At 50.5% G+C, this 23582-nt stretch carries 25 protein-coding genes and 4 pseudogenes; 21 read left to right on the top strand and 8 right to left on the bottom strand.

The annotated features are described in order from the left end of the window. Positions 1–7: 7 nt before the first annotated feature. Positions 8–4657 carry an RHS repeat-associated core domain-containing protein gene (locus tag ACSJJG_RS19365; protein ID WP_223281729.1) on the top strand — a complete coding sequence of 1550 codons (4650 nt, stop codon included), beginning with the start codon at positions 8–10 and terminating at the stop codon, positions 4655–4657. After that, positions 4657–5022 (top strand): hypothetical protein, encoded by a 366-nt coding sequence (locus tag ACSJJG_RS19360; protein WP_189760001.1) that lies wholly within the window; start codon positions 4657–4659, stop codon positions 5020–5022. Before ACSJJG_RS19365 ends, ACSJJG_RS19360 begins: the two co-directional genes overlap by 1 nt. A 176-nt stretch (positions 5023–5198) precedes the next feature. Here ACSJJG_RS19360 and ACSJJG_RS19355 read toward each other — a convergent pair whose 3' ends face one another. Both ACSJJG_RS19355 and ACSJJG_RS19350 read right to left on the bottom strand, forming a co-directional pair. Next, positions 5199–5519, bottom strand: coding sequence for a SymE family type I addiction module toxin (locus tag ACSJJG_RS19355; protein ID WP_481090258.1), 321 nt, complete (start codon positions 5517–5519; stop codon positions 5199–5201). Positions 5520–5594: 75 nt separating this feature from the next. Next, positions 5595–5923, bottom strand: a pseudogene (locus tag ACSJJG_RS19350) (helix-turn-helix domain-containing protein). 135 nt (positions 5924–6058) lie between these two features. Here ACSJJG_RS19350 and ACSJJG_RS19345 point away from each other — a divergent pair. Together ACSJJG_RS19345 and ACSJJG_RS19340 are read left to right on the top strand one after the other, a co-directional pair. Beyond that, positions 6059–6451 carry a CHC2 zinc finger domain-containing protein gene (locus ACSJJG_RS19345; RefSeq protein ID WP_481090257.1) on the top strand — a complete coding sequence of 131 codons (393 nt, stop codon included), beginning with the start codon at positions 6059–6061 and terminating at the stop codon, positions 6449–6451. Then, a complete protein-coding gene (locus ACSJJG_RS19340; protein ID WP_481090492.1) occupies positions 6370–6669 on the top strand; it encodes a hypothetical protein in 300 nt (99 codons plus the stop codon). Before ACSJJG_RS19345 ends, ACSJJG_RS19340 begins: the two co-directional genes overlap by 82 nt. Before the next feature lie 80 nt (positions 6670–6749). Here the strand turns inward: ACSJJG_RS19340 and ACSJJG_RS19335 are convergent, their stop codons facing one another. Next, entirely contained in the window at positions 6750–6887 is a 138-nt protein-coding gene (locus ACSJJG_RS19335) for a hypothetical protein (protein WP_481090491.1), read from the bottom strand. Here ACSJJG_RS19335 and ACSJJG_RS19330 point away from each other — a divergent pair. The 6 genes and pseudogenes from ACSJJG_RS19330 (at position 6845) to ACSJJG_RS19305 (ending at position 10281) form a co-directional block, all read left to right on the top strand. After that, positions 6845–7057, top strand: coding sequence for a toprim domain-containing protein (locus ACSJJG_RS19330; protein ID WP_481090256.1), 213 nt, complete (start codon positions 6845–6847; stop codon positions 7055–7057). The two genes, ACSJJG_RS19335 and ACSJJG_RS19330, sit on opposite strands and share 43 nt — an antisense overlap. Positions 7058–7317: 260 nt before the next feature. Next, positions 7318–7581, top strand: coding sequence for a hypothetical protein (locus ACSJJG_RS19325; protein ID WP_481090255.1), 264 nt, complete (start codon positions 7318–7320; stop codon positions 7579–7581). A gap of 12 nt (positions 7582–7593) precedes the next feature. Continuing rightward, positions 7594–8706 (top strand): annotated as a pseudogene (locus ACSJJG_RS19320) (DNA primase); the annotation flags it as partial. Between the two features lie 404 nt (positions 8707–9110). Beyond that, a complete protein-coding gene (locus ACSJJG_RS19315) occupies positions 9111–9320 on the top strand; it encodes a hypothetical protein (RefSeq protein WP_481090254.1) in 210 nt (69 codons plus the stop codon). Between the two features lie 348 nt (positions 9321–9668). Further along, positions 9669–9818, top strand: coding sequence for a tyrosine-type recombinase/integrase (locus tag ACSJJG_RS19310; protein WP_481090253.1), 150 nt, complete (start codon positions 9669–9671; stop codon positions 9816–9818). Between the two features lie 205 nt (positions 9819–10023). Then, positions 10024–10281 carry a hypothetical protein gene (locus ACSJJG_RS19305; RefSeq protein ID WP_481090252.1) on the top strand — a complete coding sequence of 86 codons (258 nt, stop codon included), beginning with the start codon at positions 10024–10026 and terminating at the stop codon, positions 10279–10281. Here the strand turns inward: ACSJJG_RS19305 and ACSJJG_RS19300 are convergent. Beyond that, on the bottom strand, positions 10271–10654 hold the full coding sequence (locus ACSJJG_RS19300) for a hypothetical protein (protein ID WP_481090251.1): 384 nt from the start codon (positions 10652–10654) through the stop codon (positions 10271–10273). The two genes, ACSJJG_RS19305 and ACSJJG_RS19300, sit on opposite strands and share 11 nt — an antisense overlap. Before the next feature lie 416 nt (positions 10655–11070). Here ACSJJG_RS19300 and ACSJJG_RS19295 point away from each other — a divergent pair, with 416 nt between their 5' ends. Both ACSJJG_RS19295 and ACSJJG_RS19290 read left to right on the top strand, forming a co-directional pair. Next, positions 11071–11421 carry a hypothetical protein gene (locus ACSJJG_RS19295; protein WP_282892746.1) on the top strand — a complete coding sequence of 117 codons (351 nt, stop codon included), beginning with the start codon at positions 11071–11073 and terminating at the stop codon, positions 11419–11421. Beyond that, on the top strand, positions 11421–11786 hold the full coding sequence (locus ACSJJG_RS19290) for a hypothetical protein (RefSeq protein WP_189760001.1): 366 nt from the start codon (positions 11421–11423) through the stop codon (positions 11784–11786). Before ACSJJG_RS19295 ends, ACSJJG_RS19290 begins: the two co-directional genes overlap by 1 nt. 175 nt (positions 11787–11961) lie before the next feature. On the opposite strand, the gene ACSJJG_RS19285 is transcribed toward ACSJJG_RS19290, so the two are convergent. Further along, on the bottom strand, positions 11962–12282 hold the full coding sequence (locus ACSJJG_RS19285) for a SymE family type I addiction module toxin (protein ID WP_481090457.1): 321 nt from the start codon (positions 12280–12282) through the stop codon (positions 11962–11964). A 77-nt stretch (positions 12283–12359) separates the two neighbouring features. After that, positions 12360–12645: pseudogene (locus ACSJJG_RS19280) on the bottom strand (helix-turn-helix domain-containing protein). Positions 12646–12824: 179 nt separating this feature from the next. On the opposite strand from ACSJJG_RS19280, the pseudogene ACSJJG_RS19275 reads away from it, so the two are divergent. The 4 genes and pseudogenes from ACSJJG_RS19275 (at position 12825) to ACSJJG_RS19260 (ending at position 16668) form a co-directional block, all read left to right on the top strand. Then, positions 12825–15433, top strand: a pseudogene (locus ACSJJG_RS19275) (CHC2 zinc finger domain-containing protein). Positions 15434–15750: 317 nt separating this feature from the next. After that, positions 15751–15891 carry a hypothetical protein gene (locus tag ACSJJG_RS19270; RefSeq protein ID WP_481090250.1) on the top strand — a complete coding sequence of 47 codons (141 nt, stop codon included), beginning with the start codon at positions 15751–15753 and terminating at the stop codon, positions 15889–15891. A 189-nt stretch (positions 15892–16080) separates the two neighbouring features. After that, a complete protein-coding gene (locus ACSJJG_RS19265) occupies positions 16081–16182 on the top strand; it encodes a hypothetical protein (RefSeq protein ID WP_481090249.1) in 102 nt (33 codons plus the stop codon). Between the two features lie 240 nt (positions 16183–16422). After that, positions 16423–16668, top strand: coding sequence for a tyrosine-type recombinase/integrase (locus ACSJJG_RS19260; protein WP_481090248.1), 246 nt, complete (start codon positions 16423–16425; stop codon positions 16666–16668). A 281-nt stretch (positions 16669–16949) separates the two neighbouring features. Here ACSJJG_RS19260 and ACSJJG_RS19255 read toward each other — a convergent pair whose 3' ends face one another. Then, positions 16950–17189: a hypothetical protein gene (locus ACSJJG_RS19255; protein ID WP_481090247.1), complete on the bottom strand. Its 240-nt coding sequence runs from the start codon at positions 17187–17189 to the stop codon at positions 16950–16952. A gap of 483 nt (positions 17190–17672) precedes the next feature. Here ACSJJG_RS19255 and ACSJJG_RS19250 point away from each other — a divergent pair, with 483 nt between their 5' ends. Both ACSJJG_RS19250 and ACSJJG_RS19245 read left to right on the top strand, forming a co-directional pair. Then, complete coding sequence (locus ACSJJG_RS19250; RefSeq protein WP_189760654.1) at positions 17673–18056, top strand: hypothetical protein; 384 nt, start codon at positions 17673–17675, stop codon at positions 18054–18056. After that, positions 18053–18502, top strand: coding sequence for a hypothetical protein (locus ACSJJG_RS19245; RefSeq protein WP_189760653.1), 450 nt, complete (start codon positions 18053–18055; stop codon positions 18500–18502). Before ACSJJG_RS19250 ends, ACSJJG_RS19245 begins: the two co-directional genes overlap by 4 nt. Before the next feature lie 712 nt (positions 18503–19214). On the opposite strand, the gene argE is transcribed toward ACSJJG_RS19245, so the two are convergent. Continuing rightward, positions 19215–20372, bottom strand: a complete 1158-nt coding sequence (gene argE, locus ACSJJG_RS19240) for an acetylornithine deacetylase (RefSeq protein WP_481090246.1) — start codon at positions 20370–20372, stop codon at positions 19215–19217. 116 nt (positions 20373–20488) lie between these two features. Between argE and argC the strand changes: the two genes are divergently transcribed. The 3 genes from argC to ACSJJG_RS19225 are packed head-to-tail and all read left to right on the top strand — an operon-like array spanning position 20489 to position 23576. After that, complete coding sequence (gene argC / locus ACSJJG_RS19235; RefSeq protein ID WP_481090245.1) at positions 20489–21493, top strand: N-acetyl-gamma-glutamyl-phosphate reductase; 1005 nt, start codon at positions 20489–20491, stop codon at positions 21491–21493. A gap of 42 nt (positions 21494–21535) precedes the next feature. Beyond that, positions 21536–22309 (top strand): acetylglutamate kinase, encoded by a 774-nt coding sequence (gene argB, locus ACSJJG_RS19230; RefSeq protein WP_481090244.1) that lies wholly within the window; start codon positions 21536–21538, stop codon positions 22307–22309. A 55-nt stretch (positions 22310–22364) separates the two neighbouring features. Next, positions 22365–23576: an argininosuccinate synthase gene (locus ACSJJG_RS19225; protein ID WP_481090243.1), complete on the top strand. Its 1212-nt coding sequence runs from the start codon at positions 22365–22367 to the stop codon at positions 23574–23576. The last annotated feature ends 6 nt before the right edge of the window (positions 23577–23582 follow it).

The following is a 23582-nucleotide window of genomic DNA, read 5'->3' as shown; positions in this document are numbered from 1 at the left end:
GTGTGACATGAGTGTTTCACAGAATGTGATTATGGGCGCAGCAGCGGCTGGGCGACCGTCTCCGTCACCGGTCGCCAGCAATCCTACCCTGCCTTCAAAGGGAGGCAAACCTGCGCCCGTGCCGCCACGGACAGAAAAATCCACTTCTGACCGGGCGCTGGCGTTTTTACAAAGTGATACTTTCTCCGATGCCACGCTGGCAACCAGTGCGACCTATGCGGCGGCCACGGGCGCTGCTGTCCCTTTTGCGGTGGGATTAGCCGCCGGCACCGCAGGCGGGGCCGCGGGGATGTATGTCGGCGATAAAATCGGCCACGCTATCGCCAAAGGGATGGGCATGGGCACTGTGGCAACCGAAGGTGAAAATCCGGCCAGGGAAGGCGATGCCATTGCCCATCAGAACAAGAATGCCGGGTTGTGGGGGGCGCTGGGCGGGATTTTACTGGGGGCTGTCGCGGCGGTTGCGGTGGGCGCTCTGGTGGTTGCCACGGGCGGGGCGGCACTGGTTGTGGTTGCCGCCGCCGCAGCCGCTGGCGGGTTTGTTGGTGGAACCTGTGCTGGGATTGGCGCCGCCATCGGGCAATATGGCAGCAATAAAGGCACCATTGCGAAAGGATCACCCAATGTGTTCTTTGAGGGTAAACCGGTCGCGCGGAAAGGCGACCCGGTGGTATGCAGTGACCATCCTCCCGGCGTGGTCGCTGAAGGCGCAAAGACCGTGTTTGCCAACGGCAAGCCAATTGCCCGATTGGGGCATCGCACCACCTGTGATGCCAATATCAACAGTGCAGCGGGATCGATTTCCATTACCCCGGAAACGGGAGAGGCGCTTCCTATTTTGCAGGAAAGCAATAAAACCTTGCAGTGGGCCGTGGTTATCGCCGGTTTATTGCCCTTGCCACGCAATAAAAAAGGGGTCACCAAATCGGATAAACCGAAGGAATCGACCCAGAAGCAAAGTAAAAAACCGAACGAGAAAGATACCTGTAGTGACCCGGTCGATATGGCCACCGGGGATTTTTTGCAACAATGGCCCCTGCTCTCCCTGCCGGGCACATTACCGCTCTCACTGACCCGAACTTACCGTTCAACCGAAAATTTTGCGGGCTTGTTTGGCCCTAAATGGTCCGATGACTGGTCACAACATTTAAGGCGAGCGGGTGAAGTGACGCATTTCACGGATGCCGATGGGGTGGTCTACACATTCCATACGCCGGAAGAAAATGTGTTCTCGGTTAACCTGCATGCCGGACATTATCTGCTGTTTGGCACTTTAACAGGCGGGTTGCACCTGTTTGATCGTCAGACCCAATTAACGTTGAGTTTTGAACAGCAGGCCGGCGATAAACGGTTATTGTCTACAATCCGTGACCGTCACAATAACCAAATCACTTTCCATTACGCAGATCCCTTTGGGGAGCAACAATATCGGCTGTCACAGGTTATCCATTCCGATGGTTATCGTTTGTTACTGGATTACTATCAGAACCGATTGGCTTCTATCGAGTACCTGACCGGAGAACTGCGCCAGACTTTGGTGACCTGCCGATATAACCCGCAAGATTATCTGTCAGAATGTCATGCGTTTCAGTTCAGTCACCTGTGGCACGAATATGATCCCCGCGGTTATATGACCCGCTGGCATGACACGGACACCACCGATGTGTCGATGGGGTATGACAACCGGGGACGGGTAGTCTCGGTCAGAACCCCACAAGGCTACTGGCAGGATCGTTTTTTGTATGATGATGTCAACAAAGTCACCACCTATCTGGATGCAGAAGGCGGTTGTACCCGCTATTGGTACAACGAAAACGGCCAGATCACCCGCAAAATTGACTCATTGGGGCGGGAAACGGTACTGGAATGGGATCTGAGCCATCAACTTTCAGAAACTGATCCACTGGGCAGAAAAACCCAGTTCGAATACACGCCCTACGGCGAACTGACCCAACTGACGCTGCCTTCCGGTGAAATATTTGTCTATGACTATGATGAATACGGTCAACTGTTGCAGGCCAAACTGCCGAACGGCAAAAAGTGGATTTTTCACTATAGTGAACAGGGCGCACTGGATGCGGTGACAGACCCACAAGGGCGGCGGGAAGAATACCGTTATAACCCGCAGGGTGAGATGTTGCGGCGGGTGCTACCGGATGGCACCCAGTGGCGTTATGAATACGAACAACACCAGTTGCATCAGGTCCTGGCGCCAAACGGTTACACCACGCATTATGAGCAGGACGGGCTGGGGCGGTTGCACAGTGTGACCGATGCGTTGGGACAGAAAACCCGTTATCAGCACTGCGCGTTTCATGCCAGCCCGGCAGGCAGCGTCACGGAAATCGAACGGCCGGACGGGGTGAAACAGCACATCAGCTATGACAATGAACGCCGGGTCACTGCGGTCACGGACGGTGAGGGAAATACCACGCGTTATACCTATAGCGCCTTTGACCTGCTGACCCAGCTCACTCGCCCGGATGGGACGGTGCTGCATTTTGGTTATGATCGCTTAATTCGCCTGAACAGCGTGACCCTGGCCACCGGTGAAACCTATCGCTATGAGCGGGATTTAGCCGGACAAATTATCCGTGAAACCGATTTTACCGGGCGAACAGTCGAATATACCTATGACCGAGCCGGCCGCCGGACGCTGATCCGCTATCCTAACGGTCAGTTCATTCGTTTTTGTTATACCGCTAATGACCAAATCCAGCGGCAGGAATACTGGCAGGCCGGGAAACTGCATGATGAATTGCAGTCGGTGACTGATTATGCCTATGACACGCAGGGCAGGCTGGTTCGCGCTACCTCAGCCGATGCCGTGGTGGAATTTGAATATGACGAGGCAGGACGCCTGACTGGCGAGCGCCTGAACGGGCGTGAGATTAACCGTGAATGGGATGACCTTAACGACCTGCCGACAGCCGAAACTCTGGGCGGGGATACCCTGCATTTTGGGTATAACCGGATGGGGTGGTTGAATCATTTTCAGTTCAACCAACATAGCCCGCTTTCTTTACAGCATGATCCGCTCGGGCAGGAAACCGTGCGGGAAAGTGCCCTTGGCTTTATCCTTGCCAGCCGTTACACCGCGACGGGATTGCTGGCCCATCAGTCGGCCGGTCGGGCAACCACCTTTTTCCGGGAAACCCTGCAACAAAATGATCCGCATTTTCCCCCCCAGGCTACGGCGGTTAACCGGAGCTGGCAATATGACCGGGCGTGCAACCTCCGGGTAATTGATGACGGTCGCTGGGGACAAACCCGTTACCGTTACAATGTTAACGGCCAGATAATCCAGACACGGTATCAGGGTTCCTGTCCATACAAAGAGCAGTTCAGTTATGATGCCAATGGCAACCTAAGCCAGCACATTCCTACCGATGCACGCGGAGCGGTGGCGCAGATCGTCCAGCGTCAGAAAGCCGGGCGGGTGATGCAGCACGGAGATAGCCGTTATCATTACGATACTGCTGGACGGCTGGTAGAGAAAAATGAGTACCGTGATGGCTTCCGTCCACAAATATGGCGTTATCGCTGGAATGTACTCAATCAGCTGACGCAATGTGAAACACCAGACGGCTCACGCTGGCATTATCAATATGATCCTTTTGGCAGAAGGATCCGGAAGCTGAAAGTGTATGATGGAAAACGGGCCTCTGCTAATTTAAAATTATGGTTAGCGGGCAGGCCGGATATGGAATCGAAAGCCGATGCGATTGTCGGGCATGATTATTTGTGGAGCGGTGACCAGCTTATCGAAGAAACGCCGATTTACGCGGATGGTACGCCAGCAGAAGATCAGCGTATCCGCTGGCTTTATGAACCCGGTTCATTAACACCATCGGCCCGCTTTGAACGAGGTAAGCTACACTATATTGTCAGTGACCATCAGGGCACGCCGCGCGAGATGCTTAATGAGGAAGGGATTCTGGTGTGGGCACAGCGGTTAACCACGTGGGGCAAAGCGGAACGATCGCTGGTGATTGCCTCCAACGACCCTGATTATCACGTCAACTGCAACCTGCGGTTTATGGGGCAATATGAGGATGAGGAAAGTGGGTTATATTATAACCGATTTAGGTATTATTCGCCGGAAACGGGGCAGTATATCAGTCCTGACCCCATAGGGCTGCTGGGTGGTGTTAATCCCTATGCTTATGTCCATAATCCGGTCAATTTTATTGACCCGTTTGGGTTGACGGATTGTCCGGCAAGTCTTACTAGGGAACAAAGGCAGGCAAGGATCAATGAGCTTGCAGAGGCTAATGCACTCAGACGTTTACAAGAAATGGAAAGTATGAATCCTAGATCTCACTTCCTTGAGAGACATGGTGCCCAAACGTCTTTAGAATCCCAGCTTGGGCGAGCAACTAATGGAGCGAATCCTACTACGGGAGTTCAGCAGCGTACACCGATGGCAGCAACTCGATTTGATAGTCATAGAGATCAATTAAATGCTATACAACGAGCACAAACTATTCAGCGACAATCAGGTGGCGTTGTGACTAAAGCTACAATTCCGTATGGAAGAAGAATCGGTGAAGGGTATAGCAAGACTGGCCCAACATATGGCACTTCGAGTACCGCAACAGTGATCTTAACTCCAAATGGGCAAACAATCACTGCATATCCTGTATGGGGGAGATAATGAATAAATTTGATTTAAAAACTAAAAATGAAATTTCTATATTAGTAGGTTTTCTTTCTGCTCTTGATGAGGAAGTTATCAGTGATAAAGATTATTTGTTAATTAACAATAAAAATGTGAATAATAAAGATGATCTACGTTCTGTTTCAGAAATTGTTCTCAAACCTTGGTTTTTAGAATATATACCAGCCAATAGAGATAAAGTGATTCAGTCTATTAACTTTATTATAAATGGAAAAGTTAATCTTATTGATGTTGTTTTTTCTGAAATGAATTTTATTTTTGACTATGAAATAGACGATAAGTCTCTTTTTTTGACAGAAATAAAAGGTTTTCTTGAAGAATATGTCAGAGGTAATGACTAACTATTTGGATTTAAGCAACTGCATTGTTCATTAATAATAAGAAATAGTATTTTTGGAGAGTTTATATCTATGGCTTATTTCGATAAAAATCAGATATAAAATATCGTTGAAATCAGCCGGAAAGATCCCCGTGATCTTCCGGCTTTCTTCTTTTTAGAGCCGCTCAGTTCCTGCTCTTAGCGGCTTTTGTACCCACCAATCAGTTCGCGCATCCGCAGCTTAATCTCACTGAGCTGGTCTTGCTGGCGCTGATACTGCTGCTTGATGGTGCGGGTGTCATCGCTGTCAGGGATCAGCACCAAACAACCATCCATAATCTTCACGGTCAGGGTGCAACCCTTATCGAACCCGGCAGCCTTGAGCCACTGGCCTTTTAGATGGATCGCAGGCGGGGCTTTGGCCTTGTTATTTTGCGGCACGTATCCCACGTTGTAATAACGTTCGGTTTTGGCGGCTTTATTTACCGCGCGGTTTTGCTTAGAATGCGCCTTAGCCATTATCAACTCCTTAATAGTTGCTTGTGGTCAGCGGCATTGGTGTGTTGCAACCACAACAGCGCCGCGTTAATCAGGTCATCCAAATAGCCGTTTTGCCTGATGTTTTAATATCAGGGCATCCAATATCTCAGTGACAGAGCGCTGCTCTTCCTCATCCATCTGTTTAACCGCCTCAAACTTCAGCTTCAGTTCATCCTGCGGCTCGCGCTCGTCTTCCTCAATATCAGCCAGTCCGCCGACACGCTAAACGTGACGGCAATCCGCTTGAGAATCCTACGAGGGCTGTGCCTCGCCAGACTCGTAACGGCGTACTTGTGTCAGGTGTATACGACCCGTTCAGCCATCTGGGGCTGAGTCAGGCCGTGCTGCTTACGCAGTTGCAGAAAACGGGCAGAAAAACTCATCCAGTCTGTTCCTTTATCAATATCGATGAGTTCCATTATCGCCCCCTGTTCTAAATAGCTTGACTAAGTGACCTCTATAGAGCATATAATAATATCTATAGAGAGCATTGACAAGGTTTTAAAAGGAACATTTTTATGGCTCGCATCCCGGAAGCAGAATTACAGCACCTGAAATCCGCCGTCCCCTTAGTGGCTGTTATCGAGCAGCAGGGGCGGCCGCTTTTTAAACGCGGCAAAGACCGGATCGTGCTGTGCCCGTTCCATGAGGAGAAAACGCCCTCGATGGTGATCACCCCGTCGAAAAATCTTTATCACTGCTTTGGCTGCGATGCGGGAGGCTCAGTACTCGACTGGGTGATGAAAACCGAAGAATTAAGTCTGCGTCATGCCCGGAACGGTTGCGGGCGCTGCTGGGGCACAATCCGGCGGTCGAGCCGCTGGTTAGCATGGCAGAGCTGCCCCGGGAGGCGATCGGGCAGCAGGCGCTGCTGTCACGGGTGGTTGAGTTTTATCACCAGACTTTGCTAAATGCGCCGGAAGCCCATCAGTATCTGAAAAAACGCCGCCTTGATCATCCTGAGCTGGTCAGTCATTTTAAGCTGGGCTTTGCCAACCGGACACTCGGTTATCGCTTACCGGAGAAAAAAATCAAAGCGGGCGCTGAGATCCGTGGGCCGGTTCAGGCGGTCGGCCTATTGCGGGAGAGCGGCAGGAACACTTCAGCGGCTCGCTGGTTGTGCCGGTGATGGTGCTGGAGGGCAAATACAGGAAATGTACGGCCGTAAAATCACGATCGCTTGCGCCAGGCACACCGCGGCATCTGTATTTACCGGGTGAACATGGCGGTGTCTGGAATGAAGCGGGGCTGATCGGCGGCCTCGTTATCCTGTGTAAATCGCTGATTGATGCGATGTCGTTCTGGTGTGCCGGCTTTCGCAATGTCACCTGTTCGTATGGGGTTCATGGCTTTGCCGACCACCGGCAGCATTCCAAGTACGAATCCTGCAAATCTATATTGCCTATGACAATGATAAGGCAGGCAATGAAGCGGCCGCTGCACTGGCGGCAGAGCTGGAACTAAGCGGGATGGACGTCTGGCGGGTGATATTTGCCGGAAGGATGCGAACGTTTTAGCTGTGACACGTCGCTAACCCGGAAACGGCTTTCGGTCAGTTACTTGAATGCGCAATGGCCGATGCACGAACCGCGAAAAGGTGCACCGCTGTCAAAAATGCTGCTGGCAGTACCAAAATCCCCAGCTTCTTAGCCGCTGGCCAGCGCCCAGCCTGACAACGGGCGTGGTGGACAATCGCTGAGAACGGCCATATCGTTATCCGGCAGGCACACAGGAGTGGCGGCTGCGCGGGTGCGCGCCAAAAATCGGTGCGGTCATAATGAAAATCAATGTGCAGTTATTAGAAAACAGCGGCGCGCTGTTCGTGGATAGTCTCGATATCCTGAGCGCCCGTGGCGGCCAGTTCGTGCGTCAGGCCGCGCAGGAACTGGCATTACCGGATAACGCTGAAAGCGTGCACTGGGGCGGGTGTTACTGGTGCTGGACAGCAACGTTCATGAGGCAGCAGAAACGCGAACACGCCGCCACTCGTTTTGAATCGATGAACGGGCAGCAGCCTGATTTATTGCAAGATCCAGAATGACAACGTATAACCACTGATTTAGCCGCCTGTGGCGTTGTGGGTGAATCGACCAATCTGTTAGCCGGCGTATCTGGCGGCGGTGAGCCGAAAGTTACCCAAACCCTTAGCCGTCCTGATCCAGAGCAGCAGTGCGGCCGGCAAGAGCATCCTGATGGATGCGGTCTGGAATCTGATCCCCGAAGAAGAACGTATCCAGTACAGCGCCATGACAGGGCAGAGCCTGTTTTATCTCGGTGAAACCAATCTCCAGCACAAGATTTTAGCCATCGCGGAAGAAGAAGGCGTGCGGCAGGCGGCGTATGCGCTCAAGCTGTTGCAGTCAGACGGCGAGCTGACGATGGCGAGCACGGGTAAGGATGAAGCCACCGGCAACCTGGTCACCAAAAGCTATACCGTCAAAGGCCCGGTGATGCTGATGCTCACCACAACCGCCATTGATGTTGACGAAGAGCTGCTCAATCGTTGTCTGGTGCTGACCGTCAACGAATCCCGCGAACAGACCGAAGCTATCCATGCGGTACAGCGCCAGAAGCAGACGCTCGAAGGCTTGCTGGCTGAGAACGAGCGCGATTATCTGACACAGCTTCATCAAAATGCCCAGCGGTTGCTGAAACCACTAAATGTCGTCAACCCGTATGCCAGCCAGCTCACCTTTATGTCTGATAAAACCCGTACCCGCCGCGATCATATGAAATATCTGACACTCATTCAGAGTATCGCCCTGCTGCACCAGTACCAGCGGGACATCAAAACTGCCGATCATCGCGGCAAACGCTTGAATACATCGAAGTGACCAAAGACGATATCCGGCTGGCCAATCAGTTGGCGCATGAAATCTTAGGCCGGACACTCGACGAAATGCCGCCACAGACGCGCAAGCTGTTGCTGCTGATACAGAGATGGATTAAGGAATAGGGCAGCGCACCATGGCCATGAATGATTTTTACCCGAAAATAGCGCGATGTCGTGGCTATACCCAGTGGGATAATCAGCTCAAATTCCATCTTTCGCGGCTGGTTGAAATGGAATACCTGCTGCTGCACACGGCAGCGCGGGCTGATGGCCTGGGACGTGCTGCTGTTTGATGGTGACGACAGCGACACCGCACACCTGTGCGGCCTGATTGTGCCGTAGGAGGTGTCAAGTTGGTGCGGAATCTAAGCGTGTTGTCTCTGAGTCGGGGTTCAAGTCGGTGCGGGCCGGTCGGAATAGCAAAATGCAATCACAACGCAGACAGCAAGGCTCACAGCGCGTTTGTCGGACAACCTCAAAAACACGGTTCCGGCACCACATTAATTTATACCCTCCATTCGTAACCATAGTCCTTCCATCACAGAGAGGAGTTTCAGCATGATAACATCAGACAACAAAACCAAAATTACATTGAACATATTAAACCTTTTTTCGATGCCCTGCGAGCACATTCCGGCTAACCCGCACGCTTTACACCTATAGAAGAGATTTGATGCAGTTCGCCGGCTGGTGTGATGAACGAACGGATCGAATAACCATGTCACAGGTGATCACCGGTGATTACTGGAAAGCCTGCAACGTTATCTGCCGTTTCACCGCAAAGCCGCAGGGTTAGCCCCTTGCGGCCAGCACTTCATTGTGAAAAGCTGATCAACGTGCGTATCTGGTTCAGTTGGGGGCTGGAAACGGCAATACGCTGTATAACCCGGCCGGGCAGTCTGGAGCTGCCCCGACAGAAGCAAAGCGTTTACCGAGGCAGATCCTGAACGAACAGGAAACCCCCCATGTTTTGTAAGCCTTGACGATCAGTGAGTGCTGGTTTTGCGCGACCGGGCCATCATGGAAATGTTATGGAGCAGCGGCATGCGGCGCATCGAGAAACAGCAGTTACAGGTGAGTGATGTGGACTTCGCTCGGCGCGCGGTCGTTTTGTATCAGGGCTAGGGGAAGAAAGATCGGGTTGTGCCCTTCGGCAAGTCGGCACACCACTGGATGCAAAGTTATCTGAATGAGGTGCGCCCGCGTCTGGTCGGGTAAAAGATCCCGGTTATCCGTTGGTCTCACAACACGTTAATGCGTTGAGCCGATGGCACACCTGACACAAATAGTGCGCAATGCGCTTCATCGTGCTGGAGGGGCATCTTGAAAAACCTGGGGCGTGTCACCTGTTCCGCCATGGCATGGCGACCCAGATGTTAGAAAATGGCGCGGATACACGGCATATTCAGGCCATATTAGGTCATGCCAGTCTGGAATCGACGTAAATTTATACGTATATTGCCATCGGACACATGAAAAAAGTGCATAAACAGACACACCCGGCAGAGCGTGATAATCCGACAGCACCGAGAGCTGCTCAGGCAGTGTCAGCAGTGAGCCGGATGCCGAAACGAAGCCACAGAACACCGGACAGCCCGGCAGTCCCCGTTAAGTGCGCGGGGTTCGGGGCCCCGGCAGACGGTGGCAGGAATGCCCGTTAGCCTCGGCGCTTGCGGGTATACGTGGACAATGGTCAGCGGAAGTGGTGTCCCCATTGAGACAGTACAGGCTGCCCAAAGCCCACTCAACATAATGTGGGGAAATTATACGCCACTCACCGGGCGGCGACGCAGCCAGCTCAGCGGCATCGGTGAGCGGTTCGCAGCGTATAATCGCATTATGTCTGGCGCCCCCGCTTATCGGCATCGCAGAGGTGCAACCGCACAAGGCTGTCGCCTTATGCTCTGATCGCCGGAACCCATGCCTGCCAAAAACAGGCCACCCGAGCACCGAGCCACCGATAGGCTAAAATCCCTTCTTTTTTAGCGGCCTGCCTGGCTTTGGTAAACAACCCTGCAGGCAGGTTGGCCTGCGGCCTCCGCGTTGACCTCCCCCGCCCCGACCCCGCTGCACTGACTTCGCCCCATGCAGCCCCCGCAGGGGGCTTCCCTTGAGTAAAGCTTGTGCCCTCAAACAAACCGATCTCCTGCTTCGGCTTTAGTGCCTCAGAGCGTCGCAGGGCGCCGCTGGCGGGTTCTATGCCACCCGCACCCGCAGAACGTGCGCCCGCCGCCCAGCAAGTTGGGCCGCGTTCGCCCGTTGCCGCTTTGAAAAACCGCACAAAATCAGGTTGTTTACTCCATTAATAAGAAACAGAGGCGCTATACTGCACAACGACTTGCGGTGGTAGCAGGGCAAAAAGCGCACTGGGGCAACATCGCAAAACAGGCCAAAAGTGCACATCGGCGTTTTAGGTTCGCGGGGATGGGCGGAACAGGTAAAAATGGTTCTTTAACAAGCTGATAGTCAAAGAAAAAATCACCTAAAACAGTATGACCGCACCGGAATCGTTCCTAAGACCCCATAGGGCTGCTGGGTGGTGTTAATCCCTATGCTTATGTCCATAATCCGGTCAATTTTATTGACCCGTTTGGGTTGACGGATTGTCCGGCAAGTCTTACTAGGGAACAAAGGCAGGCAAGGATCAATGAGCTTGCAGAGGCTAATGCACTCAGACGTTTACAAGAAATGGAAAGTATGAATCCTAGATCTCACTTCCTTGAGAGACATGGTGCCCAAACGTCTTTAGAATCCCAGCTTGGGCGAGCAACTAATGGAGCGAATCCTACTACGGGAGTTCAGCAGCGTACACCGATGGCAGCAACTCGATTTGATAGTCATAGAGATCAATTAAATGCTATACAACGAGCACAAACTATTCAGCGACAATCAGGTGGCGTTGTGACTAAAGCTACAATTCCGTATGGAAGAAGAATCGGTGAAGGGTATAGCAAGACTGGCCCAACATATGGCACTTCGAGTACCGCAACAGTGATCTTAACTCCAAATGGGCAAACAATCACTGCATATCCTGTATGGGGGAGATAATGAATAAATTTGATTTAAAAACTAAAAATGAAATTTCTATATTAGTAGGTTTTCTTTCTGCTCTTGATGAGGAAGTTATCAGTGATAAAGATTATTTGTTAATTAACAATAAAAATGTGAATAATAAAGATGATCTACGTTCTGTTTCAGAAATTGTTCTCAAACCTTGGTTTTTAGAATATATACCAGCCAATAGAGATAAAGTGATTCAGTCTATTAACTTTATTATAAATGGAAAAGTTAATCTTATTGATGTTGTTTTTTCTGAAATGAATTTTATTTTTGACTATGAAATAGACGATAAGTCTCTTTTTTTGACAGAAATAAAAGGTTTTCTTGAAGAATATGTCAGAGGTAATGACTAACTATTTGGATTTAAGCAACTGCATTGTTCATTAATAATAAGAAATAGTATTTTTGGAGAGTTTATATCTATGGCTTATTTCGATAAAAATCAGATATAAAATATCGTTGAAATCAGCCGGAAAGATCCCATAATCTTCCGGCTTTCTTCTTTTTAGAGCCGCTCAGTCCCTGCCCTTAGTTGCTGTTGTAGTCGCCAAGCAGTTCCCGCATCCTGAGCTTAATCTCACTGAGCTGGTCTTGCTGGCGCTGGTACTGTTGCTTGATGGTGCGGGTGTCGTCGCTGTCAGGAATAAGCACCAAACAGCCATCCATAATCTTCACGGTGAGGGTGCAACCCTTATCAAACCCGGCAGCCTTAAGCCACTGGCCTTTCAGGTGTATCGCAGGCGGGGCGGTGGCCTTGTTATTTTGCGGCACGTATCCCACGGTGTAATAACGTTCTGTTTTTGTGGCTTTATTTACTGCACGGTTTTGCTTAGAATGCGCCTTAGCCATCATTCAACTCCTCAATAGTTGCTTGTGGTCAGCGGCGTTGGTGTGTTGCAAGCACAACAGCGCCGCGTTAAATCAGGTCATCCAAACAGCCGTTTTGCCTGATGTTTTAATATCAGGGCATCAAATATATCAGTGACAGAGCGCTGCTCTTCCTCATCCATCTGTTTAACCGCCTCAAACTTCAGCTTCAGTTCATCCTGCGGCTCGCGCTCGTCTTCCTCAAATATCAGCCAGTCGCCGACACGCTAAACGTGACGGCAATCCGCTTTAGAATGTCCAAAAGGGCTGTGCCACGCCAGACTCGCAACGGCGTACTTGTGTCAGGTGTATACCGACCCGTTCAGCCATCTGTGGCTGAGTCATGCCGTTTTGCTTGCGCAGTTGCAGAAAGCGGGCTGAAAACTCATCCAGTCCGTTCCTTTATCAATATCGATGAGTTCCATTATCGTCCCCTGCTCTAAATAGACTTGACGAAGTAACCTTTATAGAACATATAATAATACTATAAAGTGCATTGACAAGGTTTTAAAAGGACATTTGATATGGCTCGCATCCCGGAAGCAGAATTACAGCACCTGAAATCCGCCGTCTCTTTAGTTGCCGTTATTGAGCAGCAAGGGCGGCCGCTTTTTAAGCGCGGCAAAGACATGACCGTGCTGTGCCCGTTCCATCAGGAGAAAACGCCCTCGATGGTGATCACCCCGGCGAAAAATCTCTATCACTGCTTTGGCTGCGATGCGGCGGCTGGTACTCGACTGGGTGATGAAAACGGAGGTTTAAGTCTGCGCCATGCCGCCGAACGCTTGCGGGCCGTGCTGGGGAACAATCCGGCGGTCGAGCCGCTGGTCAGCGGTGCCGTCGGTGGCGGAGGGGATCGGGCGGCAGGCGCTGTTGTCAGCGGGTGATCACCTTTTATCACCAGACCCTGCTGAATGCGCCGGAAGCGCTGGCGTACCTGAAAAAACGCCGTCTCGATCATCCTGAGCTGGTCAGCCATTTTAAACTGGGCTTTGCCAACCGCACTCTGGGTTATCGCTTACCGGAGAAAAAAACCAAAGCGGGCGCGGAGATCCGCGCGCCGTTGCAGGCCGTCGGGCTATTGCGCGACAGCGGGCACGAACACTTCAGCGGCTCGCTGGTTGTGCCGGTGATCGGTCTGGAGGGCAGATACAGGAGATGTACGGGCGTAAAATCGCGGGATAGGCACACCGCGGCATCTGTATTTACCGGGTGAGCATGGCGGTGTCTGGAATGAAGCCGGGCTGGGCGTCCGTTATCCTGTGTGAATCGCTGATTGATGCGATGTCGTTCTGGTGTGCGGGCTTTCGCAACGTCACCTGTTCTCTGGGGTTCACGGCTTTACCGACGGGCAGCATTCCAGCAGATGAGATTAAGCAAATGCATATCGCCTATGACAATGACAAGGCAGACAATGAAGCGGCCGCAGCACTGGCGGCAGAGTTGCATTAATGGGTGGATGTCCTGGCGGGTGGTGTTCCCGGAAGGAGTGATGCCAATCGTTTAGTGGGTGGCAAACCCGGAAACGGCTTTCGGTCAGTTACTTGAATCGCGCAATGGGCTCGGTAAACCAACGAAAAGCACCAGCTGTCATACAGTGCTGCCGGCACGTTGCCGATCCGCATCTCGGCGGCCTGTGCCCAGAGTGACAGCCGGGCGTGGTCTGGAACGCGGATATGGCGTACTGGTTATCTGACAGGCAAACGGGAATGGCGGCTGCGCGGGTGTGCCGCCAAACAATGGGTGCGGTCATGAAAATCAACGTGCAGTTGCTGGATAAAAACAGCGGGGCGTTGTTCGTGGACAGTCTCGATATCCTGAGCGCCCGTGCGCGGACAGGGTTCGTGCGTCAAGCCGCGCAGGAACTGGCGTTACCGGATAACGCTTCACGTGCGCTGGGGCGGGTGTTACTGGTACGAAAACATAGGTGGCCGCAGAAACGGAACACGCCGCAAAGTCTTTGAATCCGATGAACAGCAGGCCGCGCTGGACTTGTTGCAAGATCCGGCGCTGGCAGCCGTATCACGGCGGATTTAGCCGCCTGTGGGGTGGTCGGTGAGTCCACCAATCTGCTCGCAGCGTATCTGGCGGCGGTGAGCCGAAAATTACCCAAACCCTTAGCCGTCCTGATCCAGAGCAGCAGCGCCGCCGGGAAATCCTCATTAATGGATGCCGTGCTAAACCTGATCCCCGAAGAAGAGCGTATCCAGTACAGCGCCATGACCGGGCAAAGCCTGTTTTACCTCGGTGAAACTAATCTCCAGCATAAAATCCTCGCCATCGCGGAAGAAGAAGGGGTGCGGCAGGCGGCCTATGCGCTCAAGCTGTTGCAGTCAGACGGCGAGCTGACGATGGCGAGCACGGGCAAGGATGAAGCCACGGGGAACTGGTCACCAAAAGCTATACCGTCAAAGGCCCGGTGATGCTGATGCTCACCACAACGGCCATCGATATTGACGAAGAACTGCTCAATCGTTGTCTGGTGCTGACCGTCAACGAATCCCGCGAACAGACCGAAGCGATCCATGCGTTACAGCGCCAGAAGCAGACACTCGAAGGCTTGCTGGCTGAGAACGAGCGCGATTATCTGACGCAGCGTCATCAAAATGCCCAGCGGTTGCTGAAACCATTAAATGTCGTGAATCCGTATGCCAGCCAGCTCACCTTTATGACCGATAAGACCCGCACCCGCCGTGATCATATGAAATATCTCACCCTGATCCAAAGTATCGCCTTGTTGCACCAGTACCAGCGGGAAATCAAAACTGCCGAACATCGCGGCAGACGACTTGAATACATCGAAGTGACCAAAGACGATATCCGGCTTGCCAATCAGTTGGCGCATGAAATCTTAGGCCGGACACTCGACGAAATGCCGCCGCAGACGCGCAAGCTGTTGCTGCTGATACAGCATAACGCAGCGCAGCCACGGCATGAGATGATTTTTACCCGAAACAGTTGCGCGACTATGCGGTGCAGTGGGGCGATACGCAGTTAAAGATCCATCTCTCGCGGCTGGTTGAAATGGAATATCTGCTGTTGCACCGGCAGCGGGCTGACGTTCGCCTATGAACTGCTGTTTGATGGTGACGACAGCGACACCGCGTACCTGTGCGGCCTTATCGTGCCGTGACAGGAGGTATGACTTACTTCGGTCGGGGTAAAAATCAACGGTCGTCCCCCAGTCGGGTTAGTTGGTCGGGGTGGCATAGCAAAACCGAAATCATAACGCAGGCAGCAGAGGCTTCACCAAAAGCGGTCGGACAACCTCAAAAAACACGGTTCCCACCACATTAATTTATCCCATCGTAACCACAGTGCTTCTCACACAGAAAGGGGGATTATCATGGCATCGATTACACTCAGACAACATATCCAAAATTACATTGAACACCTTGATACCTTGCGTTATACGCGGGACACCCGGCTACGACGTATCAGTCGAATCTGATGCAGTTGGTCCGCTGGTGTGATGAACGGGGGATCACAACCGGCGCAACAGGTGAGCTTCGCCCATCTGGAAAGCTGGCAACGTTATCTGCAGCGCAAAAACCGAAAAACCGTGGGTCAGCCCCTTACGGAAAGCACTAACATCGAAAAAGACTGACACCTGCGGCTCTGTTCAGCTGGTTAACGGCAATACCTGCTGTATAACCCGGCGCGGATCTGGAGCTACCGACAGATAAAGGGTTACCGGGGCAATCCCGAGTGAAGAAGAAACCGCCCATATCCTGACTTGACGATCAGAGAACACCGCTGGGTCTGCGTGACCGGGCCATCATGGAAATGTTATGGAGCAGAGGCATCCGGCGTTCAGAGCTACAGCGGTTACAGGTGGGTGATGTGGACTTCGGGCGCGGCGTGGTCTATCAGGCTGGGTAAGGGACGAAAGATCAAGTTGTGCCGTTCGGTAAATCGGCACAGCAGTGGACACAGAGCTATCTGGAGGAAGTGCGCCCGCGTCTGGTGGGGGAAAAGACCGGGTTATCTGTTTGTCTCCAATAAAGGTAAGGGGTTGACCGATGGACACCTGACGCAAATAGTCCGCAATGCGCTTCATCGTACTGAGGATTTGAAAAACCGGGCGGTTGTCACCTGTTCCGCCATGCGATGGCCACGCAGATGCTGGAGAACGGCGCGGATACGCGGCATATCCAGGCCATATTAGGCCATGCCAGTCTGGAAACGACGCAAATTTATACGCGGGTCGCTATCGGACACCTGAAAGAAGTGCATCAACAGACACACCCGGCAGAGCGTGATAATCCGACAAAATCAACGCCAGAGAGCGGCTCAGGCAGTGTCAGCGGAGAGCCAGACGCCGAACTGAACCCCCCGCGCACCGGACAGCCCGGCAGTCCCCGTTGAGTTCGCTGGGATCGGTGCGGGGGCAGACCGTAACCGGACTGCCCGTTAGCATCAGTGCTTGCGGGGGTACGTGGGCAATGGTCGGCCTGAACAACTGTGTCCCCGTTGAGTCAGTGCAGGCCGCCCAAAGCCCACTCAACATAATGTGGGGAATTACACGCCACTCACCGGGCAGCCACGCTGCCAGCCAGCGGCCGGAGCGGCTCGCAACGTATAATTTGCATTATGTCTGGCGCCCCCGCTGTTCGGCATCGCAGGGGTGCACCGCACAAGGCTGCGCCTTATGCTCTAACCGCCTGAGCCAATGCCTGCCAAAAACCGCGCCAGACCGGAACACCGTGCCCCCGTTCGGATAAAACCCCTTCATCTTTAGCGGCCTGCGTGACTTGGGCAAACAACCCTGAGGCAGGTCGGCCTGCGGCCTCCGCGTTTACCTCCCCCGCCCCGACCCCGCTGCGACTGACTGCGCCCCCGCATGCAGCCCCCGCAGGGGGCTTCCCTTGGAAAAGTGCCGTCAACAAAGCCGTGCCCCTGCTTAGGCTTCCGTGCATCAGAGCGTCGCAGAGCGCCGCTGGCAGGCTCTATGCCACCCGCACCCGCAGAACGGCCGCCCACCGCCCAGCAAGCTGGTCGGTGTGCGGCCGTTGCCGTGAAAAACCGCACAAAAACAGGCTGTTCAGCCCATCACAAAGGAAAAGGGGCGCTATACTGCACCATGGCTTGCAGCGGAAGCAGGGTAAAAGTGCACCGGAGCAAAACCGCAAAACAACCCTAAAGTGCACATCGGCATTTTAGGTTCGCGGGCGTGGGCAGTACGGGTAAAAACGGTTCTTTAACAAGCTGTTATTAAAAGAAAAACTCACCAAAAAAGTATGGTCGTGTCGGAATCTCCGAAGACCCTATTCGGGTTGCTGGGTGGATTTAATCCGTATGGATATGTGCATAATCCGGCGAATTTTATAGATCCGTTCGGGTTAGAAACGTGCCCGGAAATCATAGCTCGTGTGAAGGCTAATATTGAAGCAAGTAAGGCAGCTAGAGAATCGTCAAATACGGGGGGTAAGACCCCTGATCCTAAAGATAGAACCTTAGACGGTTTTATGAAAAAACATGTTGCTCCTGACCGCGAGACATTGTTATTCACGCAATCGCCAGGTTTTAATAATAATAAAGGTAAAGTAGGCGGGCAATTTAAGCGCTATGGTTTAGATTCTCATGCTGGTATTAGCCCTCATGTCCATCAACCAGTAAGAAATGTTTCTCCTAAAACTGGAGATGTATATGGTTCACAAGGAACAAAAACGAGTGATGGCGGTGTTACTTCACCTTCTACAAAAGATATAAAACAGTTATATGATCATGTATACAACGGAAAATATAATCTATGAAAAGTAATTTCGATTGTTCTCAATTAATATCATTTGATTGGAATGAAAGCGCTCCTCCGTCATCAACATATTTGTTTGAAAATATCGGCTTTGAGGTGAAGTTCAATGATGAAGTTCAATTTGTTAAGCTGGATTACTTCAAAGAATATAGTGATAAATACTTTATTGATTTTGTAGATAAAACATTCGCAGGTGAGTTTGAGGACTGGAAAGAATATGAAAATCCTACAAAGAGAATAATAGAGTTTAGTGATGCTATTCAAAAATTCATATCAATGAACAAATTGACACATGTTAAGTTATTTATCAGTTTTTTTGCTGAAAAAGACATCAGTGATGATCATTGTGAAAAAATAAAGTGTTCTAATTTATTAGAGGCTTTATTTTTAATGTCAAAAAGTAATTTTGATATATGGGTTGATAACTTAATAATTGAAATTGAGTAATATTTGAATATAAATGAGTCATGAAGCCGATGATCCATAAGATCTTCCGGCTTTCTTTAAGGCCGCTCAGTTCCTGCTCTTAGCGGCTTTTGTACCCACCAATCAGTTCGCGCATCCGCAGCTTAATCTCGCTGAGCTGGTCTTGCTGGCGCTGATACTGCTGCTTGATGGTGCGGGTGTCATCGCTGTGGGATCAGCACCAGACAACGATCCAGTATCTTTACGGTTAGTGTGCAGCCCTTATCAAAGCCTGCCGCCTTAAACCATTAGCCTTTAAGATGGATCGCAGGTGGGGCGGCTACCTTATCATTTTGCGGCACGTATCCCACGGTGTAATAATGTTCTATTTTCATATCCTTATTTACACGCGGTTTTGCTTAGAATGTGCCTTAACCATCTGAACCACGTTCAGTTCAACCGTCGTGATGCGCTGGGACGGAAAATTGTACGCTGGTATGGAGCCAGCATCTGAACACCTGGAGCCACGCGGAAAAACGCGGCGGCGCGCCATCCCATCACCCTGATTCACAACCAAAAAGTTCTATTGTGAAGTAGGAAGAAAGGTTGTTGGGATGGGGATATAAGCAATGGGGGTTAAAATTTTTCCTTAGCTCTAAATAGCAAAAAACCCCGATGCACTCACCGAGGTTATTATGAACACTTCTGCAGAGGAAACCAATTTGCTATTTGACGGCTGGAAAACAGAACCGCTTTAACCCGCTTTCAAACAAAAATGTTCTACAAGTTGTGAAAGCAGTTTTCTGGTTGGCTCAATAAAGGCCATATCTAAAAATTCATCAGGCTGGTGCGCCTGTTCAATTGATCCCGGTCCTAAAACCAATGTTGGGCACAATTCCTGAATAAAAGGCGCTTCCGTACAGTAATTGACGGTATCTGCTTTCGTTCCCAACAATTTTTCAATCACGCCGACCAGCTTATGGTCTGTTGGGCATTCATAGCCCGGAATGGGGGAATGAAGTTCTGTCACGTTCAGGCGACCCGGCCAGCGCTGTTTTACCGGTTCCAGTGCGTCATTCAGCAATTCATTTAAATCCTGCAAAGTCAATCCAGGAAGCGGACGGATATCCATATGCAGCTCGCAGCAGGCACAAATGCGATTTGCGGCATCACCACCGTGAATATGGCCGAAATTCATGGTTGGGTAAGGGATGACGAATGCCGGATTGTGATAGCGTTCTTGTAAGGTGTGGCGTAGTTTTATTAGCTGGGTAATGGATTCGTGCATCAGATCAATGGCATTGACGCCTCGTGCCGGATCACTGGAATGCCCTGATTTTCCTTCAATGCGGATCGCCCGGGCTATATGCCCTTTATGGGCGCGGATTGGCTGTAATGATGTCGGTTCGCCAATGATGGCAAAATCCGGCCGAATATGGGCATTGGCAGCAAAGTAACGAGCGCCTGCCATTGATGTTTCTTCGTCAGCGGTGGCCAGAATATAAAGGGGATGAGATAGTTTACTGACATCGATATCCCGTAACGCATCAACGATAAAGGCAAAAAAGCCTTTCATGTCAGCCGTCCCAAGTCCATATAATTTGCCATCGCGTTCGGTCAGTGTGAAGGGATCTTGTGTCCAGCGCCCCGCATCAAAAGGAACGGTATCTGTATGGCCGCATAGGAGTAAACCACCGGAACCACTGCCTAATGTTGCCAGCAGATTGAATTTACCTCGAGTTTCGGGGACGCCTTGAATTTCAATGGCAAACCCGAGCTCTTTTAGCCATTCCGCCAGCAGATTGATAACAACTTCATTGCTTTGATCGAGTTCAGCATCAGTTGCGCTGATAGAAGGAGCCGCAATGAGCTGATGATATAATTTAATAAAAGACGGTAATTTAAGATTCACTGTTGACAGCCCTTACTCATAATAGTATCAATATTAATGCAAATTAATTGCATATTAATTCAATAAAGTCATTGAATTAATATTATTGGGTTAATACTATAAGGTGAATATATCCCATGTTGAATACGCTGATAGTTGGTGCCAGTGGTTATACCGGAGCTGAGTTAGCAGCATATCTGCAACGTCATCCCTATGTCCATCTCTCCGGCTTGATGGTTTCTTCTCAAAGTTTAGATGCAGGGAAATGTTTTTCAGAACTTCATCCACAATATCGGGGTATTCTTGATTTGCCCTTACAGCCGTTGGCCGATGTGAGTGAAGCGGCAAAAGGGATTGATGTGGTCTTCCTCGCCACAGCCCATGAAGTCAGCCATGATATTGCCCCGATATTTCTGGCAGCAGGTTGTATCGTGTTTGATTTATCTGGTGCCTATCGCGTACAAAATACACAGTTCTATAAAAAATACTACGGGTTTGAACATAAAAATACGCTGTGGTTGGAGCAAGCGGTATATGGATTGGCAGAATGGCAAGCAGAAAAAATCAGGCAAGCGCAATTGATTGCTGTTCCCGGTTGTTACCCTACTGTTTCCCAACTTTCCTTGAAACCGTTGCTTGAACAAAATTTATTAGATACAGAACATTGGCCTGTTATCAATGCGGTCAGTGGTGTCAGTGGTGCTGGCCGGAAAGCATCGATCACCAATAGTTTCTGTGAAGTGAGTTTGCAACCGTATGGGGTTTTTAACCATCGTCATCAACCTGAAATCACAGCACATTTAGGTACTGAGGTGATTTTTACCCCCCATTTGGGCAATTTCTCACGCGGTATTCTTGCCACAATTACCTGTAAATTGAAATCTGGTGTGACAGAAGCACAAATTAGGGAGGCTTATAAACAGGCCTATCATGATAAGCCGTTGGTGCGGTTATATAGCAAAGGGGTTCCCGCGTTGAAAGCCGTTGTTGGTTTGCCATTCTGCGATATTGGTTTTGCTGTTCAGGGGCAACACCTGATCATCGTAGGGGCTGAGGATAATTTGTTGAAAGGGGCCGCTGCACAAGCAGTACAGTGCATGAATATTCGTTTTGGGTATGAAGAAACTCAGGCACTACTTTAATTTCTAACCTACAGATATGAATATCGACAGAGGGTGAATCCGATGGAGCCGTTAGTGATCAAGTTGGGTGGTGTGTTATTAGACAGTGAAGAAGCGCTAGAACGGTTATTTACCGCATTACAGTTATACCGAAAAACCCATAAACGTCCGCTGGTCATTGTACACGGCGGTGGTTGCTTGGTTGATGAGTTGATGCAGCGATTACAGATGCCGATTTTGAAGAAACAAGGTCTGCGGGTGACGCCAGAGGATCAAATCGACATCATTACAGGGACGTTAGCCGGAACTGCCAACAAGAAATTGCTGGCGTCGGCAACAAAGTATCGTTTGCCTGCTATCGGATTATGTCTGGGTGATGGGGGAATGGTTAAAGTTTCTCAACTTGATGAAGAGCTTGGCCACACTGGAAAGGCTCAACCAGGAACACCTGATCTCCTGAAAATTTTGCTGGATGTGGGCTATATGCCGATTATCAGCTCAATTGGTATCACTGAGCAGGGTGAGTTGATGAATGTGAATGCCGATCAAGCTGCGACGACCATCGCACAAGTACTGAATGCAGATTTGATCTTGTTGTCCGATGTCAGCGGTATTTTGGATGGGAAAGGGAAAAAGATCCCAGAAGTGACGGCAGAGAAGATCACGCAGCTTATCGATCAAGGTATTATCACCGACGGCATGATAGTGAAAGTGAATGCAGCGCTGGAAGCGGCAAAAACACTCGGACAACCCGTGGATATCGCGAGTTGGCGTCATGCAGATCAATTGATTGCGTTATTTAATGGTATACCGATTGGCACACGAATTTTGGCGTAATTGAACGTGTATTTATCGAACTTATGTTTTTACTAAAATTAAAAAGGTTATCTCTATGACTAAAAGCATTAAGAAAATCGTGTTGGCATATTCAGGTGGTTTGGATACATCCGCCATTATTCCGTGGTTGAAAGAGCATTATGGCAATTGTGAAGTAATTGCGTTTGTCGCTGATGTCGGCCAAAGTCGTGAAGATCTGGACGGTGTGGAGCAGAAAGCACTACGTTCCGGTGCTTCCGAATGCCATGTCGTTGATCTGCGCGAAGAGTTTATCAAAGAGTATGTTTATCCTGTGTTAAAAACTGGCGCACTGTATGAGGGAAGCTATCTGCTTGGTACGTCAATGGCTCGTCCAATTATTGCTAAAGCTCAGGTTGAGTTGGCTCTGAAAGTGGGCGCGGATGCCGTCGCCCACGGTGCAACAGGTAAAGGTAATGATCAGGTTCGGTTTGAAAGTACTTATACCGCATTGGCACCACATCTGAAAGTTGTGGCTCCGTGGCGGGAATGGGATCTGCGTTCCCGTGAAGCGCTGCTGGATTATTTGAAAGTTCGTGATATCCCGACAACCGCAACGCTGGAGAAAATTTATAGCCGTGATGAAAATGCCTGGCACATTTCAACCGAAGGTGGGGTTCTGGAAAGCACGTGGAATGCTGCCAATAAAGATTGTTGGGTGTGGACAGTCGAACCAGAAGAGGCGCCCAATGAACCAGAATATGTCACGGTAACGGTTGAAAGCGGTGAAGTAGTTGGCGTGAATGATCAGGCGCTTTCACCTTATCAATGCATTGATGAGTTAAATAAGTTGGGAGCCAGGCACGGCATTGGCCGGATCGATATCGTGGAAAATCGTTTGGTAGGCATGAAATCCCGTGGTTGTTATGAAACGCCGGGGGGAACCATCATGATGGAAGCACTGCGTGGTATCGAACAACTGGTTCTGGATCGCGATAGCTTTAAATGGCGTCAACAACTGGGGCTGGAGATGTCTTATGTGGTTTATGACGGCCGTTGGTTTGCGCCATTACGTCAATCAATTCAAGCGGCAGCAGAAATTTTAGCAGCCAGTGTCAGTGGTGAAGTTGTCCTGAAACTTTATAAAGGGCAGGTAACGGCAGTGCAGAAAAAATCAGCCAATAGTCTCTATTCTGAAGAATTCGCCACTTTTGGCGAGGATGAAGTTTACGATCATCGCCATGCAGAAGGGTTTATTCGCCTCTATTCGCTTTCTTCACGTATTCGTGCACTGAACAGCAAAAAGTAATTTTGG

It is taken from the genome of Xenorhabdus sp. SGI 60 (genome assembly GCF_056632175.1).
The sequence above is the reverse complement of the archived record's forward strand: the minus strand, read 5'-3'. Positions and strand labels throughout refer to the sequence as shown.

Bases quoted from the DNA above. Each gene is read 5' to 3' on its own strand.
- ACSJJG_RS19365 (WP_223281729.1), top strand. From the start codon at position 8: ATGAGTGTTTCACAGAATGTGATTATGGGCGCAGCAGCGGCTGGGCGA.
- ACSJJG_RS19360 (WP_189760001.1), top strand. From the start codon at position 4,657: ATGAATAAATTTGATTTAAAAACTAAAAATGAAATTTCTATATTAGTA.
- ACSJJG_RS19355 (WP_481090258.1), bottom strand. From the start codon at position 5,519: ATGGCTAAGGCGCATTCTAAGCAAAACCGCGCGGTAAATAAAGCCGCC.
- ACSJJG_RS19345 (WP_481090257.1), top strand. From the start codon at position 6,059: ATGGCTCGCATCCCGGAAGCAGAATTACAGCACCTGAAATCCGCCGTC.
- ACSJJG_RS19340 (WP_481090492.1), top strand. From the start codon at position 6,370: ATGGCAGAGCTGCCCCGGGAGGCGATCGGGCAGCAGGCGCTGCTGTCA.
- ACSJJG_RS19335 (WP_481090491.1), bottom strand. From the start codon at position 6,887: ATGAACCCCATACGAACAGGTGACATTGCGAAAGCCGGCACACCAGAA.
- ACSJJG_RS19325 (WP_481090255.1), top strand. From the start codon at position 7,318: ATGAAAATCAATGTGCAGTTATTAGAAAACAGCGGCGCGCTGTTCGTG.
- ACSJJG_RS19310 (WP_481090253.1), top strand. From the start codon at position 9,669: ATGCGCTTCATCGTGCTGGAGGGGCATCTTGAAAAACCTGGGGCGTGT.
- ACSJJG_RS19305 (WP_481090252.1), top strand. From the start codon at position 10,024: ATGCCCGTTAGCCTCGGCGCTTGCGGGTATACGTGGACAATGGTCAGC.
- ACSJJG_RS19295 (WP_282892746.1), top strand. From the start codon at position 11,071: ATGAATCCTAGATCTCACTTCCTTGAGAGACATGGTGCCCAAACGTCT.
- ACSJJG_RS19290 (WP_189760001.1), top strand. From the start codon at position 11,421: ATGAATAAATTTGATTTAAAAACTAAAAATGAAATTTCTATATTAGTA.
- ACSJJG_RS19285 (WP_481090457.1), bottom strand. From the start codon at position 12,282: ATGGCTAAGGCGCATTCTAAGCAAAACCGTGCAGTAAATAAAGCCACA.
- ACSJJG_RS19270 (WP_481090250.1), top strand. From the start codon at position 15,751: ATGCAGTTGGTCCGCTGGTGTGATGAACGGGGGATCACAACCGGCGCA.
- ACSJJG_RS19265 (WP_481090249.1), top strand. From the start codon at position 16,081: ATGGAAATGTTATGGAGCAGAGGCATCCGGCGTTCAGAGCTACAGCGG.
- ACSJJG_RS19260 (WP_481090248.1), top strand. From the start codon at position 16,423: ATGCTGGAGAACGGCGCGGATACGCGGCATATCCAGGCCATATTAGGC.
- ACSJJG_RS19245 (WP_189760653.1), top strand. From the start codon at position 18,053: ATGAAAAGTAATTTCGATTGTTCTCAATTAATATCATTTGATTGGAAT.
- argC (WP_481090245.1), top strand. From the start codon at position 20,489: ATGTTGAATACGCTGATAGTTGGTGCCAGTGGTTATACCGGAGCTGAG.
- argB (WP_481090244.1), top strand. From the start codon at position 21,536: ATGGAGCCGTTAGTGATCAAGTTGGGTGGTGTGTTATTAGACAGTGAA.
- ACSJJG_RS19225 (WP_481090243.1), top strand. From the start codon at position 22,365: ATGACTAAAAGCATTAAGAAAATCGTGTTGGCATATTCAGGTGGTTTG.